The organism is Pyxidicoccus trucidator, assembly GCF_010894435.1.
Taxonomy (GTDB): domain Bacteria; phylum Myxococcota; class Myxococcia; order Myxococcales; family Myxococcaceae; genus Myxococcus; species Myxococcus trucidator.
In genome coordinates, this window is the sequence record NZ_JAAIXZ010000006.1 from 26,904 (window position 1) to 41,232 (window position 14,329).

At 71.0% G+C, this 14,329-nt stretch carries 11 protein-coding genes; 9 read left to right on the forward strand and 2 right to left on the reverse strand.

Going from position 1 to position 14,329, the window contains the following annotated elements; genetic code table 11:
- A complete protein-coding gene (locus G4D85_RS18455; protein ID WP_164013718.1) occupies positions 1 to 1,419 on the reverse strand; it encodes a TolC family protein in 1,419 nt (472 codons plus the stop codon).
- Positions 1,420 to 1,619: 200 nt separating this feature from the next.
- Between G4D85_RS18455 and G4D85_RS18460 the strand changes: the two genes are divergently transcribed.
- Genes G4D85_RS18460 through G4D85_RS18485 form a run of 6 tightly spaced genes read left to right on the forward strand, consistent with a single transcriptional unit; the run spans position 1,620 to position 7,546 of the window.
- Positions 1,620 to 3,563 (forward strand): putative metal-binding motif-containing protein, encoded by a 1,944-nt coding sequence (locus tag G4D85_RS18460; protein ID WP_164013720.1) that lies wholly within the window; start codon positions 1,620 to 1,622, stop codon positions 3,561 to 3,563.
- Position 3,564: 1 nt separating this feature from the next.
- Positions 3,565 to 4,263 (forward strand): ABC transporter ATP-binding protein, encoded by a 699-nt coding sequence (locus tag G4D85_RS18465; RefSeq protein WP_164013722.1) that lies wholly within the window; start codon positions 3,565 to 3,567, stop codon positions 4,261 to 4,263.
- Entirely contained in the window at positions 4,260 to 5,033 is a 774-nt protein-coding gene (locus tag G4D85_RS18470) for an MlaE family ABC transporter permease (RefSeq protein WP_164013724.1), read from the forward strand. The genes G4D85_RS18465 and G4D85_RS18470 overlap by 4 nt, the downstream gene beginning before the upstream one ends.
- On the forward strand, positions 5,030 to 5,776 hold the full coding sequence (locus G4D85_RS18475) for an MlaE family ABC transporter permease (protein ID WP_164013725.1): 747 nt from the start codon (positions 5,030 to 5,032) through the stop codon (positions 5,774 to 5,776). Before G4D85_RS18470 ends, G4D85_RS18475 begins: the two co-directional genes overlap by 4 nt.
- Positions 5,777 to 5,784: 8 nt before the next feature.
- The gene (locus G4D85_RS18480) at positions 5,785 to 6,543 is read left to right on the forward strand and encodes an ATP-binding cassette domain-containing protein (protein ID WP_164013727.1); all 759 of its coding nucleotides are present in this window, start codon (positions 5,785 to 5,787) and stop codon (positions 6,541 to 6,543) included.
- Positions 6,536 to 7,546 carry an MlaD family protein gene (locus G4D85_RS18485; protein WP_164013729.1) on the forward strand — a complete coding sequence of 337 codons (1,011 nt, stop codon included), beginning with the start codon at positions 6,536 to 6,538 and terminating at the stop codon, positions 7,544 to 7,546. Before G4D85_RS18480 ends, G4D85_RS18485 begins: the two co-directional genes overlap by 8 nt.
- 91 nt (positions 7,547 to 7,637) lie before the next feature.
- On the opposite strand, the gene G4D85_RS18490 is transcribed toward G4D85_RS18485, so the two are convergent.
- Positions 7,638 to 8,528: a formylglycine-generating enzyme family protein gene (locus G4D85_RS18490; protein WP_164013740.1), complete on the reverse strand. Its 891-nt coding sequence runs from the start codon at positions 8,526 to 8,528 to the stop codon at positions 7,638 to 7,640.
- A gap of 141 nt (positions 8,529 to 8,669) precedes the next feature.
- Between G4D85_RS18490 and G4D85_RS18495 the strand changes: the two genes are divergently transcribed.
- The 3 genes from G4D85_RS18495 to G4D85_RS18505 all read left to right on the forward strand — a co-directional run bounded on the left by G4D85_RS18495 (position 8,670) and on the right by G4D85_RS18505 (position 14,307).
- Positions 8,670 to 11,420 (forward strand): phospholipase D-like domain-containing protein, encoded by a 2,751-nt coding sequence (locus G4D85_RS18495; protein ID WP_164013742.1) that lies wholly within the window; start codon positions 8,670 to 8,672, stop codon positions 11,418 to 11,420.
- 224 nt (positions 11,421 to 11,644) lie between these two features.
- A complete protein-coding gene (locus G4D85_RS18500; protein WP_164013744.1) occupies positions 11,645 to 12,484 on the forward strand; it encodes a metallophosphoesterase in 840 nt (279 codons plus the stop codon).
- A gap of 104 nt (positions 12,485 to 12,588) precedes the next feature.
- On the forward strand, positions 12,589 to 14,307 hold the full coding sequence (locus G4D85_RS18505; protein WP_240359357.1) for a DEAD/DEAH box helicase: 1,719 nt from the start codon (positions 12,589 to 12,591) through the stop codon (positions 14,305 to 14,307).
- The last annotated feature ends 22 nt before the right edge of the window (positions 14,308 to 14,329 follow it).

A 14,329-nucleotide genomic window follows, 5' to 3' on the forward strand; every position in this document is an offset into this window, starting at 1 on the left:
TCACGGTTCCTTCCCCAGCGGATCGAGTCCCACAGCCGCCCTGAGTCCCAGCAGCGCCACGCCCAGCGCGTAGCGGCTCTGCGCCTGGGCCACCTCGGCCTCGAACAGGCTCACGGTGGCGTCCGCCACCGTCAGCGCCGTGGAGAGGCCCTGGCGGTAGAGAATCCCCTGCTCCTCCGCGTTCTGTCGTGCCGCGCGCACCGCCAGCTCGCTCTGCGAGAGCGCGGCCTGCGCGTTCTCCAACCCCACCCGTGCCCGCTGGATGTCCACGTCCACGCGGCGCGTGCCCGCCTGCTCCTCCAGCTTCGCGGCCCGGGCCAGCGCCACGCGCTCGCGGCGCTCCGCGTAGCGCTCGCCGCCGTCGAAGAGGCTCCAGGAGAGGTCCACGGTGAAGAAGCCGTCCCCGGTGCGGCCGGTGAGGCCGGCCTCGTTGGTGAGCCGGTAGGTGTACGACGCGCCGAGCGAGGGCAGCAGCCGGGCCAGCGGCTCCAGCGCGTTGGCCTCCAGCGACTCCACCCGCAGCCGCGAGGAGAGGATGTCCGGGCGCCGATCCGCCGCGCCCTGGACCAGCGCCTCGTACACGTTGAGTGGCCGGGAGGCGTCCGTCAGCAGCGTGGCCGGCGGGGCCAGGGCGCCCTCCACGGGCTCCACCAGCAGGTAGCCCAGCTCCAGGCGGCTCGTCTGCGCGGTGTTGCGGGCGCTGGTGAGCTGCACCTCGGCGCTGGCGACCTCCAGCTCCGCGCGCGTCACGTCGTTGGTGCTCGCCAGGCCGGCCTGGGCGCGCGCCCGGGCGTCCTCGAGCGCCTGGCGGGCATAGGCGAGGCGGTGGCCGGCGGCCTGGAAGACCTGCTGGTCCGCCAGCGAGACGAGGAAGGCGTTGGCGGCCTCGAAGGACACCTGGCGGCGGGCCTCCACCGCGTCCAGCCCGGAGGCCTCACCCTCCAGCCGCGCGGCCCGGTACAGGGGGAAGCCCCGGGCGTCGAAGAGGGCGACGCGCGCCACGATGTTGGCGCCGAAGGCGTTGAACCGCTGGAGGACCACCTGCTGGCCCCCCACCTCCCGCGTCGACTGGTTGGAGCGCCGCGTGTAGGTGCCCGTCGCAGACAGCTCCGGGAAGAAGAAGGAGCGGGCCCGGGCCACGCGGGCCGAGGCGGCCTCGGCACGCAGCTGGGCCGCCAGCGCGGCCTCGTTGCGCTCGGCGGCCAGGGACACGGCGCGCTCCAGCGTCAGCGGGGCCGCCTCGGCGGGGGTGCTGCTCCCCGGGGCGGGGGGTACGGCAGGTGCCGTCGGCATCACGCCGGGTGCGGGAGCCTCGGGAGTGGCCCCGCTGGCTCCGGCGTCCTGCGCCAGGGCCTGGGGCGCGGTCAGGGCGAGCCAGGCACACAGGGGCGCGGCGAGGACGGGACGGGGGGTGGGCATGGGCGGGCGGAGAGGACTCGAGCCAGGGAGAGTGATTCGGCGCGCCATATAACGGAGGTGACGGAGGGGGGCTATCGCCATTCGCGCGTCTGGACGGTGGCCAGCGCGGCGGACTATGGGGTCTGTTCAAGGTCTCCGGGTTCTTGACCTCACTGCGTCATGATGGCGGGCGCCCGAGTGCGCCCGGGAATGCACAGGCGATGCGTTTATTCCTGCTGGGTACGCTTCTGGTGGCGGTTTTCGCGTCGGGCTGTCCGAAGGAGGAGTCTCCTCCGGCCGCGGGCGCACTGCGAGTGTCCATCTCCTATGCGACGTTCCAACCCCAGTGCCTGACGCTGACGGTGGTGGATCAGGACGCGCCGTCCCGCACGGACTCGACGCAGGTGCAGGTGGTGCCCGGCGTCCGCAGTGACACGCGGACGGTGGCCATCCTGGGCCGAGAAGGCTGGAGCCGGAACCTGCGGCTGACGGCCACCGCGCACGAGCGCTCCTGCAACGGGGCGCTGGTGGCGGAGCAGTCCGCGGACGCCCAGGTGCCGGTGGTGGGAGTCACCGAGGTGGGCCTGGCCCTGCGCGCCGAGGACCTGGACGACGACACCTTCATCACCGCCGAGGGCCCGCGCCCCGGCACCGACTGCGACGACGCGAACCCGGCCGTCAACCCGCTGGCCACCGAGCAGTGCGACGGCATCGACAACAACTGCCGCAATGGCGAGGGCGACGCACCCGGCGCCCGGAACTACTACCCGGACCGGGACGCGGATGGGTACGGGGACTCGAGCGTCGAGCCCATTCCCTCGTGCGTCCCGCCCGCCAGCACCGCCACGCAGGGCGGAGACTGCGATGACAACGACGCCACCATCCGTCCCGGACAGCAGGAGTCCCGCTGCGATGGCGAGGACGACGACTGTGACGGCGTGGTGGACGATGACGCCTTCGCGGTGGGCGCCACGTGCATGACGGCGCAGGCGTGTCCGGGGGTGAACACATGCCAGGGCGTCTCCGCCGTCACGTGCGTCAGCGCCCAGCAGCCCGTGGAGTGGTACGTGGACGCGGATGGGGATGGCAGCGCGGGCGCGGCGGCGGGACTGTGGTGCACGGAGCCCGAGCAGAGCGCCACCACCACGCGCTCGGACTGCGACGAGAGCTCGCGCTACGCGTCCAACGTCGCCACCGAGGTGTGCGACCGGCTGGACAACGACTGTGACGAGCAGGTGGACGAGGACCTCGCCGACTGCGCCACGACGGAGTGGACGGAGACGACCGTGGGCGGGGCGGCGACCTGGAACGCGGTGGCTCCGTACGGCGGCAACCGGGGCTGGCTCGCGGGCGAAGGAGGGCTGGTCACCCACGTGAATGGAGACATCCAGCTGCCGGTGATGACCTGCCCCGGCAACTGGAAGGCCGCATGGGTGGCGAGCAACGGGCGCGTGTTCCTCGGCTCCGGCGCGGGGCGGCTGGCCACGGTGCTGCCGGCGGCGCTCGATACCTGTGCGGAGGTGGCGGGCGTCGCCACCAGCAGCATCAACGGCCTGGTGGGCTTCGAGGACGGCACCACCGTGCGCCTCTTCGCGGTGGACAGTCAGGGCCGCATCATCCGCTGGGAGTATGTCGAGGGCGCCCAGCCCCAGGCCGCCCCGGTGCTCGTCACCCAGCTGGCCGCCAACCTGCGCGCCATCCACGGCCTGAGCCCGGAGACCTTGCTCGTGGTGGGCCAGGAGAATGGAACGACCGTTCCTTCCGCCTGGAGTGCGCCCGCGAGTGGAGGCACCTGGCCCAAGGAGAACCTCGGGAGCACGGGGACCACGGGGTACCTGCGAGCGGTGCGGGTGCTGACGCCGCGGCTTGCGTACGCGGCGGGCGATGGCGGACTGCTGATGGAGCGCTCGGGCGGAGCGTGGACCGTGAAGCCTCAGCTCACCGTGGCTGGCAGCGGCGCGGTGAACGTGCGCGCGCTACTGGCCTTCGGACGCACCGCACTCTACGCGGTGGGCTCCGGCCCCAACGAAATCCACTTCTTCAATGGCACGACCTGGAGCAGCGTCGCGGAGGCCCCGGGCACGCTCAACGCGCTGGAGGCCACCGGTCCGGGCGACCTCTGGGGCGTCGGCTTCACGGGCACGCTCGTCCGCTGGCAACCCTGACATGGACCTGCGCGCCGACGGCCTCACGGTGCGGTACGGAGCGCGCACGGTGCTGGCAGGCGTGAGCTGCGCGCTGCCACCGGGGACCCAGGCGCTGGTGCTCGGGCGCTCGGGCGCGGGGAAGACGACGCTGCTGAAGGCGCTGGCGGGGCTGGTGGTGCCGGCGGAAGGACGCGTGCTGTGGGACGGACAGGAGGCGGCGCGACTGTCCGCCACCGAGCGCCGGACGCGTCAGGCGTCCTTCGGCATGGTGTTCCAGACGGACGCCCTCTTCGACTCGCTCACCGTGCGCGACAACGTGCTGCTGCCGCTGACGCGCCGCCGCGTGCCGGAGGCCGAGGCCCGGGCGCGGGCGGAGGAAGTCCTTCGCGCGGTGGGGCTGGCGGACGCGGCGGACACGATGCCGGAGCGGCTGTCGGGAGGAATGAAGAAGCGCGCGGGGCTGGCGCGAGCGCTGGCGGCGCGGCCCTCGGTGCTGCTGGCGGATGACCCGTTCGCGGGGTTGGATCCGGGCACGGCGCGGCAGGTGGCGCGGGTGCTGCTGCAAGTGTCCGCGGGCGGCACGCTGCTGGTGGCGGCACCGGAGGCTCCGGTGGACCTTCCCCTGCCCCGCTGGCTGTACCTGCGCGGCGGGAAGCTGGTGCATGACGGGCCTCCCGCACCCGAGCTGGAGCACGCGCCGGACGAGGTGCTGGCATGAGGATGCTCGCGTGGTTGGGGCGCATGGGCCTCGACGTCGTGCGCGGCGCGGGCGCATTGGGGCTGGTGGCGGGACGCACGGTGCTGGCGCTGCCGAGGCTGGAGCGGCGCGAGCTGGCGCGGGCGCTGGTGCAGTTCGGCCATGACTCGCTGCCACTGGCGCTGGCCACGGCGGCGCTGGCGGGCGTCATCGTGGTGTTGCAGGCGGGGCTCTACATCCAGCGCTTCGGGGCGCGCGCCTTCCTGGGGTGGGCCTCGGGGTACGGCGTGCTGTGGGAGTTCGGGCCGCTGCTGCTGGGGCTCATCATGTCCGCGCGCATCGGCGCGAGGAACGCGGCGGAGCTGGCCACCATGCAGGTGGGCGGGCAGATTGAAGGCCTGCGTGGAATCGGGCTGGACCCGTTCGCCATCCTCGTGGCGCCGAGGGTGGTGGCGATGGAGCTGAGCATGCTCGCGCTGAGCACCTTCACGTTCCTGGTGGCCATCCTCTTCGAGTCAGTGGCGGCGCTCCTCACGCTGGGGCTGCCCCTGCGAGTGTTCTACGGGACGTTCGCGGACATGCTGAGCCCGCTGGACATCCTGGGAGGCGTGGTGAAGACGGGCGCCTTCGGGCTGGCCATCGCCCTGTTGTCCACGGCGGTGGGCCTGTCCGCGCGAGGCGGAGCGAGGGCCGTGGGACAGGCCGCGGCGAGCGCAGTGGTGCGAGGATGCGCGGCCATCTTCGTGCTGGACTTCCTGCTCACCGCGCTGCTCGCGGGGTGGATGGCATGAGCGCGGTGCTGTCCTTCTTCGGAGCACCGGCGGTGATGCTGGCGCGCACGGTGCGGGCCTCGCTGCGGGACGGAGTGCCCTGGCGCGAGTCGCTGGCGCAATTGCACGAACTGGGCGGGCGCAGCGTCTGGCTGGTGATGTCCGGCATGGCCTTCTTCGGCGCGGTGTTGGTGACCATCGCCAACAGCCAGGCCACGCGCTTCGTGGGCAACGTGGCGGTGCTGGGGCCGGCATACTTCGAGCTGCTCATCCGCGAGCTGGGCCCGGTGATGTCCGCGATGCTGACGGCGTCCCGCGCGGGCGCGAGCCACGCCGCGGAGCTGTCCACCATGAGCGTCAACGAGCAGGTGGAGGCGCTGGAGATGTCCGCCGGAGACCCGTACGCGGACCTGGTGGCGCCCAGGGTGGTGGCGGGAGTGCTCGGCGTGCCGCTGCTGAGCGTGCTGGGCACGGTGGCCGCGACGCTGTCCGCGGTGGCGGTGGCGGGGTACGCCTTCGGCGTGGACGGACGGGCCTTCATGGACCCGCGCTATGTGGACGGCTGGGATTTGCTCGCGGCGGGGCTGAAGGCGGTGGGCTGCGGGCTGTACATTCCCCTGGCGGCGGCGGTGGCGGGCCTGAAGGCACGAGGCGGGGCCGAGGCGGTGGGAGAAGCCACCACGGCCGGAGTGGTGGCCGCGAGCCTGGGGTGCCTGTTGATCGACTTCACGGTGTCCCTCGCCTTCCAGTTGCTGCGCCTGTGAGCCCGAGCATGACGGTGAGCCCCTCCCCTGCTTCCGCCAACGACGCCCTGCGCTTCACGGACGTGCGCGTCGCGTTCGAAACGGGGCGGCAGGTGCTGCAAGGGCTGACGGCGGAGGTGTCCACGCGGGAGCTGACGTTCATCGCGGGCGCGAGTGGCTCGGGGAAGAGCGTGCTGTGCCGGATGGCGGTGGGGCTGCTGCGGCCGGACGCGGGCCAGGTGGAGCTGTGGGGTGCGCGTGTGGACACGCAGCCCGAGCGGGAGCTGGTGCGACTGAGGCGGAGCGCTCCGTACCTGGTGCAGGGCCCGGCGCTGCTGGACTGGCGGACGCTGCGGGAGAATGTGCAGCTGGCGGACCCGAAGGCGCCGACCGAGGCGGTGGAAGCGGCGCTTGCCCAGGTAGGGTTGCAGGAGTGGGCGGACCGGCTACCGCCGGAGCTGGGGCCCGGAGCGAAGAAGCGCGCGGCGATTGCGCGAGCGCTGGTGCTGAAGCCACGCTACCTGTTGCTGGACGAGCCCACGACGGGGCTGGACCGGAGGGCGGCGTCGCAGGTGGAGGAAGTGCTGGCGTCACTGAAGGCGCGAGGGCTGGGCGGGTTGGTGGTGACGCACGACTACCGGCAGTTGAAGGGGCTGGCGGACCGGGTGCTGGTGGTGGCGGGAGGACGGTGTGCCTACCTGGGCCCGCCGGCCGGGTTCCTGGAGTCCGCCGCGCCCGAGCTTCGGGTGCTGACGGCGCCGTTCATGGAGGGCGCGACGGATGGATGAGCGACGGTTGGAGCTGAAGGTGGGCGCCCTGGTGCTGGCGACGGTGGTGGGCGTGCTCGCGCTGCTGTGGCTGATGGGCGAGCTGACGCTGGGCTCCGACGCGGGGTTGGCGGTGGACTTCGGCCACACGGGCAACGTGGTGGAGGGGGCGCCGGTGAAGCTCGGCGGCGTGCAGGTGGGTCGCGTACAGGCGATTCGACTGATGCCGGAGCGACGCGATTCACAGGGGCGGCCGATGCCGGTGCGCATGGAGCTGGCGGTGTCTCCGGAGTCGCTGGGAGCGCTGCGCACGGATGCGCGGGTGACGGTGGCAACGGTGGGTCTGCTGGGTGAGCCGTACCTGGAGCTGAACCCTGGCGCGGCGGAGAAGCCACTGGGCGCGGGCGAGGCAGTGCGTGGGACGGATGCGCCCCGGTTGGACCTACTGGCGGAGCAACTGTCGCGCTTCGTGGAGATCCTGTCCGCGATGCTGGAGAAGGACCCGGAGGCGGTGACGGAGCTTGCGTCGAACGTGTCGCGGCTGACGAAGACGCTGGACCGGATGCTGACGGAGAACGAGGGCGACGTGAAGGTGCTGGCCTCGGAGCTCTCTGCGGCGTCGAAGGACCTGCGTCAACTCGCGGCCTTCGCGCGCGAGTCGTTCCAACCCGGAGGCAAGGGGGCGCGGCTACTGGATGACGCGGCGGCCACGGCGGCGGTGATGCGCAGCGAGCTGCCTGGGCTGACGAAGTCCGCGGGGACGACGCTGGATGGACTGGCGGCGGTGACGGGGTCGCTGGGGCCGGAGGACGGGCAACGCGTGAAGGTGGCGCTGGAGCGCTTCACGAACGCGGCGGGGCAACTGGAAGGGATTGCCGCGCGGGCGGACCGGGTGCTGGCGAAGATTGAAGGTGGAGAGGGCACGGCCGGGGCCGTGCTCCAGGACCCCACGCTGTACAACGAACTGCGCACGCTGGTGACGGACCTGCGCAAGCATCCGTGGAAGATTCTCTGGAAGGACTGAGTCACCAGGCCCGCGCCTCAACCCCTGTCGGTTGCCTGAGAACAAGTTGGAAGCGGGCCGGCGCGCAGTGGCGTCTGGCCCGCCGGTCACACTAGCGAGCGCATCGGAACCCGGTGGCGTTGTTCAGGGACGAGGGGGTGTGCTCCGCGAACAGCATGAAGACCCCGCCGCCTTCACGGGACGTCCATATGCCGCCACGGGCGATGGCTGACGGAAGGCCATCGACGGTAGTGTCGTCACCCACCCCTCCGGTCTGTGGCGATTCCCCGTGGAAGGCATCATTGATCCCCATGATCGAATCCTTCCCGTAGGTCGGCGTCGCGACGGCGAAGGCCCCAGGTATCCAGTCGTTGACGACTCTGCCGGAGCTGCTCCCAGGTCCCTGAATCCAGTCCGCAACCCACTCCTTGACGTTTCCGACCATATCGTTGACGCCCCAATTGGAGACGCAGTTGGCCGAGGCCCCCGCAGGGCGCGGACCCGTCGTGTTTGTGTTACAGGTCGTCAGTCCGTCACCGGCGAGACCGGGGTCCGGCGTCCCGGCGGCGGCCATCTGCCATTCGGCGTTCGTAAGCAGCCTCTTCCCTGACAGCGCACACGCCTGTTGGGCCTGAAACCAGGTCAGGAACACTGTCGGGTACGCGCCCTTCTTGGACACGGCATACAACTTTTCCGTCCAGTTGCCATTCACGGGGAAGGTTGCGGGAAAGCGGGGAGACCCCTGGGCATACTGAGTGCCTGTACCGTTGGGGTTGGACCAGACTGAAGCTTCGTACTTATCCACGCAGAGCGGGCCCACTCTGACCATGATGTCGGCTGGGCTGTTCCCTCTGCAACGCCGTTCGGTGAGCGGCTCCGCCTGAGCGGTCGTGACCGCCACTGCCGGCGCCGCCGCGGAGACCGCAGCCACCGCACAGCCTACCTTCAACAATTTTATCATCCTCATGCCTCTCCTCGTGTGTTTCAGCAGATTCCGGAGCACCCTTGCTACAGGCAGCTGACGGCCGTCCCCATCAAGGACCACCGACTGGTCGCCCTGATGAGACAGTGTTCAGCGCGCTGATATGTGAGGAAGTGATAGTGGAAGATTCTCTGGAAGGACTGAGGTACCGCCCCGACCGCCATGTTCCGACGCCTGCTCATCCTCTTTGATGCCAGCACGGACCCGGAGCAGGTGCTGACCGCGGCACGGCAGCTCGCCCCAGCGCCCGACAGCGTGCACCTCTATGCCCTGTCGCCCGAGCGCCGGGACCTCGAAGCGCCACGCCCGCTGAGCCTCACCGCCCTCGATAGACTCTGGGACGGTGTGCGCCACTGGCACGTGGGGACCAGTGTCGGCCACCAGCTCGAAGACCACCTTGATACCGACGCCGTCGCCACGACGGCCCGGCAGCACGGCTCCGAGCTCGTCGTCGTAGGCCCGCTGCTCGCCACCTCGCCACGGGCCCGGATTGCCGCCATCCTGGCGCTCGCCATCCGCGAGCGGCTGCATGTGCTCTCGGTCGGTGCGCACAGTCCCCGTACACCCTCCCCTACCGCCCGTCTTGCCATCGCCGTGGCTCCTGATGGCAGGGGGCTCGGCTCCTCGGCGGACTTCCTCAGGAAGCGTGCCCTCCCCGCCGAGCTCATCGCGCTCACCACGCCCGAGGAGCCAGAGAAAGCCAGTGGGCTCCAGGCCCTCGCCCGTGCGCTGGGCATCTCCGAGACGTTGCGCATTGAAGCCCTCACCCAGGGAGTCTGGGGCCGGGCGGAGGCCTTCGAAGCGGCCGCGCAACGCTGTGGAGTCGACCTCCTGATTGCTCCCACGGATGCGGTCGATGACATGCATGCGCTCATGCTCGGCCTCTTTGGCGCCAGGGCGATGCAGGACGCGCACGTCCCCACGCTGCTGTTGCCGCGCACGCTCCCGACCACCCCGATGTTCGAGGAGCATTACGCCGTTTCCGACTCGCTGCTCCTACCAGGACTGGAGCCCCGATTCGCCGTCGAGCGGGTCGGACTCCTCTCCAATGTCGCGGTGCCGCCACCGGGCATCCTGACGGTCTTCGAGGGAGGCGTGCCCCTGGGAGGCGCCCAGCACCAGGGCGGCACCGCGGCCCTGCCAGCGTCCTGGTTCACCCATATCCGTGCAGGCCATACCCGTCCCCTCGCCTTCGCCTGCGACTCGGCTACGAGGGAGCTCGTCCCCTGCCACGTGCTCGCTCCCGAGCGTCCGTTGCTGCTCATCGACAGCCACCTTGCCCTGCCGCAGCTCCAGGACGCGCTGACGGCCATGGGCGACACGTGCCATCCCGTCTTCGTCCGACTGCGCGACACCGAGCCGCTCGACACGCACCGGGAGCGCCTGTGCAAGCTCCTTCCAGGCCTCGGCCCACCGCTCCTCATCGACGCCAGCGCCTGGCTCGACGACGCCCGCGCCGATGATGTCCCGCGCCAGGTCGATGCCCAGCGCCTGCTGAGGGTGGCCGTCCGCCTTTGCATTGCCGGCGCCTCCATCTCCGCGGTGGTCACCCGCGACGAGCACAAGCCCGTCCACCCGTTCCTCCGCACGCTGACTCCGAGCGAGCTGCTGTTCCTTCAGGAGGGGCACGCGCCGGAGCCCCTCTCCGTGCCGGACGAGCAGGAGCCGTTCTCCCGTGAACTGGCGCTCGCCGGGGGCAGCCAGTGCGTCGGAGGCAACGCCATCGACTTCGAGTTCGACAACGCACGAGGGCGGGAGTCAGTGATTTCCGCCATCCAGGGCGCCCAGAGCACCGTCCACTGGCAGTGCTACATCATCGAGGACGACGCGGTGACAGCCCGCTTCGCGGAAGCCCTGAAGCAGGCAGCGGAGAGAGGCATACGCGTGCGCCTGCTCGCCGATGCGCTCTACAGCGGGCACGACTCCTTCGGCGCGATGAATCCGGTGCTCGTCCACCTGGCCGAGACTCCCAACGTCGAGGTGCGCGCCATCGCGCCGCTGTCCGGGGTGCCGAATCTCCAGGAACTGAAGCAGCGCAACCACCGGAAGCTCATCCTCATCGACACAGAGCTGGCCTTCGTCACCGGACGCAACATGGGCGCGCCCTACTACACGGGCTTCGACGAGGTCACCCTCACCCGGACCTCGAACTACCGCGAGGTCCCCTGGCTGGACTGTGGCGCGCGCCTCTCCGGCCCGCTGGTCTCAGAGCTGGAACGCGCGTTCCTCGTCGAGTGGAGCCGCGCGGGCGGAGCGGCCTACCCGGTACCCTCCGCGCTTCCGACTGGATCCATGTCGGCGCGGCTCGTGTTGCACGAGGGGCTCGCGGACACGCACACGCTGGACACGCAGCTCGCGCTCATCCGCCATGCGAAGTCGCGCCTGGTCCTGGTGAACACCTTCCCGCTGCTCCTCGAATTGCAGAACGCGCTGGTCGCCGCCCTTCATCGCGGAGTGCGCGTCGAGGTCCTCTTCGGAAGCGTCCGCCCCCACTTCGGTCAGCAGCAGCACTTCCCTGGTGGAACGCTGCGAGAGGTCGCGGACCGGTACGTCCGCAGCCGTCTGGACGCGGTGATTGACGCGGGCGGAATCGCCTACGAGTTCGCGATGCCGCCCGCCCCCGGATGGGAGCCCGAGCTGGAGCGGGTCTTCCCCCATGTGCACGCCAAGCTCCTGGTCTGCGACACGAAGGCCGTCGCCGTGGGCAGCGCCAACCTGGACGTCACCGCCGCCTACTGGGAGAGCGAGGCCCTGCTCGTCGTGCATGACGCGCCCTTCGCCGACCGCATGCTCGCGGCGCTGGAGCCGCTGCTCGCCCGCTCACACAGAATCGACCGTGAGGACAGCCAGTGGCGCGCCGAGGCCGAGCAACGAGCATGGGTCGGCCGCAACTGGCCTTCGCTGGTCGGCTGAGCCTCCATCCAGCAGGCACGGTGAATGCAATCACCGCCCCTCGAACCCGGCGCCGCGGAGAGGACTTCGACGCGGACCTCTCACGCACGCTCCCTCCCCTGCCCGTCAACGCGGAAGGCCCACCGGTCCCGGCTCCGGTCAGTCCCGACTCCCACCCTCCGTCCCTGCCCGCGCCCGGCCCCAGAAGCCTCCTGTAACCTCGGGCCCTGGCTCAGGAGCCACCCATGTCCGCCTCCCCCAACGAAGTCGTCTTCGCCGCCGTGGGGGACGTCCACGGAAACATGAACCGGATGGTGAACGACCTGCGGCACCAGGCGGAGGTCCGCCACCGGCAGTTCGACTTCGTCCTCCAGGTCGGCGACTTCGAGCCGCACCGCGACGAGGCCGACCTCGCCACCATGGCCGCCCCGGCGAAGTACCGGCACCTCGGCGACTTCTCGGCCTATGACAAGGCCCGGCGGGGCTTCCCCTGGCAGGTCTACTTCATCGGCGGAAACCACGAGCCCTACGGCTATCTCGACACCCACCCCGAGGGCTTCGAGCTGGTCCGAAACTGTCACTACCTCGGCCGCGTCGGCGTCGTGGACCTGCACGGCCTGCGCGTGGTGGGCCTGTCCGGCATCCACAGCGAGGAGCGCTTCCGCGCACAGCGCCCGCCCCTCTCCGCGCTGGGCTCCGTCTCCAACAAGGACTTCACGTACTTCAACGAGCGCGACGTCGAGCAGGCCCTGGAGCTGGGGCATGCGGACGTGCTGCTGCTCCACGACTGGCCCTCCGGCATCATCGACCCGAGAGATGCCGCCGACTTCGAGGGACAGCGCCGGAGCCCGAGCCACGACACCGTGGGCAACGAGTACGCGCGGCTGCTCGTGGACGCGCTCCAGCCCCGGCTCGTGCTCTGCGGCCACCTGCACAAGGCCTATCGCACCTCCATCCAGCACCCCTCCGGGAAGACGACCGAGGTGCGCTGCCTCGGCAGCGTGGGACAGGGGGATGGCGCCTATGGCGTCTTCCACTTCAAGGGCGAGTCGTTCCACGAAACGTTCCTGACCGGGCGGGACTGACCGCCTCCCCCGGGACGCCCTCCAGGACGGGCTGTTTTCGGGTGTGGGACAGAACGGACATTCTTCGCGGCCATTCGGGAGGTGCCAGTGGTACAAGCCGGCCTGTGAAAGCCTCTCCGCCTCCCCCCGAAGCCCCCGTCAACCCCACCTTCGACTCCCTGGGCCTCAAGCCCGCGCTCGTCGAGGCGCTCAGTGCGCTCGGCTACGAGGAGCCCACGCCCATCCAGGCCGCGGCCCTCCCGCCGCTCCTCGCCGGCAAGGACCTGCTCGGCATCGCCGCGACGGGCACCGGCAAGACCGCCGCCTTCGCCCTGCCCCTCCTCCAGCACCTGACGGCGGGCAAGAGCCGCCCGAACACCACCGCCGCGCTGGTGCTCGTCCCCACGCGCGAGCTGGCCATGCAGGTGTCCGAGGCCATCCACCGCTACGGCCAGAAGCTCGGCGTCAGCGTGCTGCCCCTCTACGGCGGGCAGGTCATCGGCCAGCAGCTCCGCGTGCTCAAGCGCGGCGTGGACGTCGTTGTCGCCACCCCGGGCCGCGCGCTGGACCACCTGCGCCGGGGCACGCTCCAGCTCGACGACGTGCGCACCGTCGTCCTGGACGAGGCCGACGAGATGCTCGACATGGGCTTCGCCGACGACCTGGAGGCCATCCTCTCCGGGACGCCCGAGGACCGGCAGACCGCCCTCTTCTCCGCCACCCTGCCCCCGCGCATCGCCGCCATCGCCGAGCGCCACCTGCGCCAGCCCGTGCGCGTGAAGATTGCCCGCGAGAAGGTGGAGCAGGGGGAGATTCCCCGCGTCCGCCAGACGGCCTACGTCGTCCCCCGCGCCTTCAAGATTGCCACCCTGGGCCGGCTGCTCGACGTGGAGTCGCCCACCGCCGCCATCATCTTCTGCCGCACCCGCACCGAGGTGGACGACCTCACCGTGTCCCTCAACGGTCGCGGCTGGCGCGCCCATGCCCTGCACGGCGGCATGACGCAGGAGCAGCGCGACAGGGTCATCAAGCAGCTCAAGTCGCAGGGCACGGACCTGCTCGTGGCCACGGACGTCGCGGCGCGCGGGCTCGACATCCCCCGGCTGTCGCACGTGGTGAACTTCGACGTGCCCAACGCGCCCGAGGCCTACGTCCACCGCATCGGCCGCACGGGCCGCGCCGGCCGCGAGGGTGTGGCGATTACCCTGGTGGAGCCGCGTGAGCACCGGCTGCTGCGCAACATCGAGCGCGTCACCGGCCAGCGCATCGAGGTGTCCACCGTCCCCACCGTGGCGGACCTGCGCGAGAAGCGGAAGGAGATGCTCCGCTCCTCCCTGCGCGAGGCCCTGGTGGCCGGAGAGCTGGACCCGCTGCGCAGCGTGGTGGAGGACCTGGCCTCCGAGTTCGACGCCATGGACATCGCCGCCGCCGCCGTGAAGCTGCTCCAGGACGCCCAGGACGAGGGCCGCGAGGGCAAGGAGGAGGAAATCCCCACCGTCTCCCCGCCCCAGGACCGCCCCGCCAGGCCCGGAGCTCCCGGCGCCCGGCCCGGCCCCGGAGGCCCGGACCGGGGGCCCCGGAAGCCGCGCGGAGGCCCTCCGACGTGGGACATCACCCGCCTGTGGATTGGCGCCGGCCGGCGCATGGGCATGCGGCCGGCGGACCTGGTGGGCGCCATCGCCGGTGAGGCGGGGCTCGACTCATCGCGCATCGGCGCCATCCAGATTGGCGACAGCTTCTCCCTCGTGGAGGTGCCGGAGCCGGACGCCAACCGCATCATCGCCGCGCTGAAGGAGACCACCCTGCGCGGCAAGAAGGTCATCGTCCGCAAGGACAAGGGCTGAGACGACGGCCGCCCCCGGTGCG

Excerpts from the sequence above, each read along its gene's own strand:
- G4D85_RS18455 (WP_164013718.1), bottom strand. The coding sequence starts at position 1,419 with ATGCCCACCCCCCGTCCCGTCCTCGCCGCGCCCCTGTGTGCCTGGCTC.
- G4D85_RS18460 (WP_164013720.1), top strand. The coding sequence starts at position 1,620 with ATGCGTTTATTCCTGCTGGGTACGCTTCTGGTGGCGGTTTTCGCGTCG.
- G4D85_RS18465 (WP_164013722.1), top strand. The coding sequence starts at position 3,565 with ATGGACCTGCGCGCCGACGGCCTCACGGTGCGGTACGGAGCGCGCACG.
- G4D85_RS18470 (WP_164013724.1), top strand. The coding sequence starts at position 4,260 with ATGAGGATGCTCGCGTGGTTGGGGCGCATGGGCCTCGACGTCGTGCGC.
- G4D85_RS18475 (WP_164013725.1), top strand. The coding sequence starts at position 5,030 with ATGAGCGCGGTGCTGTCCTTCTTCGGAGCACCGGCGGTGATGCTGGCG.
- G4D85_RS18480 (WP_164013727.1), top strand. The coding sequence starts at position 5,785 with ATGACGGTGAGCCCCTCCCCTGCTTCCGCCAACGACGCCCTGCGCTTC.
- G4D85_RS18485 (WP_164013729.1), top strand. The coding sequence starts at position 6,536 with ATGGATGAGCGACGGTTGGAGCTGAAGGTGGGCGCCCTGGTGCTGGCG.
- G4D85_RS18495 (WP_164013742.1), top strand. The coding sequence starts at position 8,670 with ATGTTCCGACGCCTGCTCATCCTCTTTGATGCCAGCACGGACCCGGAG.
- G4D85_RS18500 (WP_164013744.1), top strand. The coding sequence starts at position 11,645 with ATGTCCGCCTCCCCCAACGAAGTCGTCTTCGCCGCCGTGGGGGACGTC.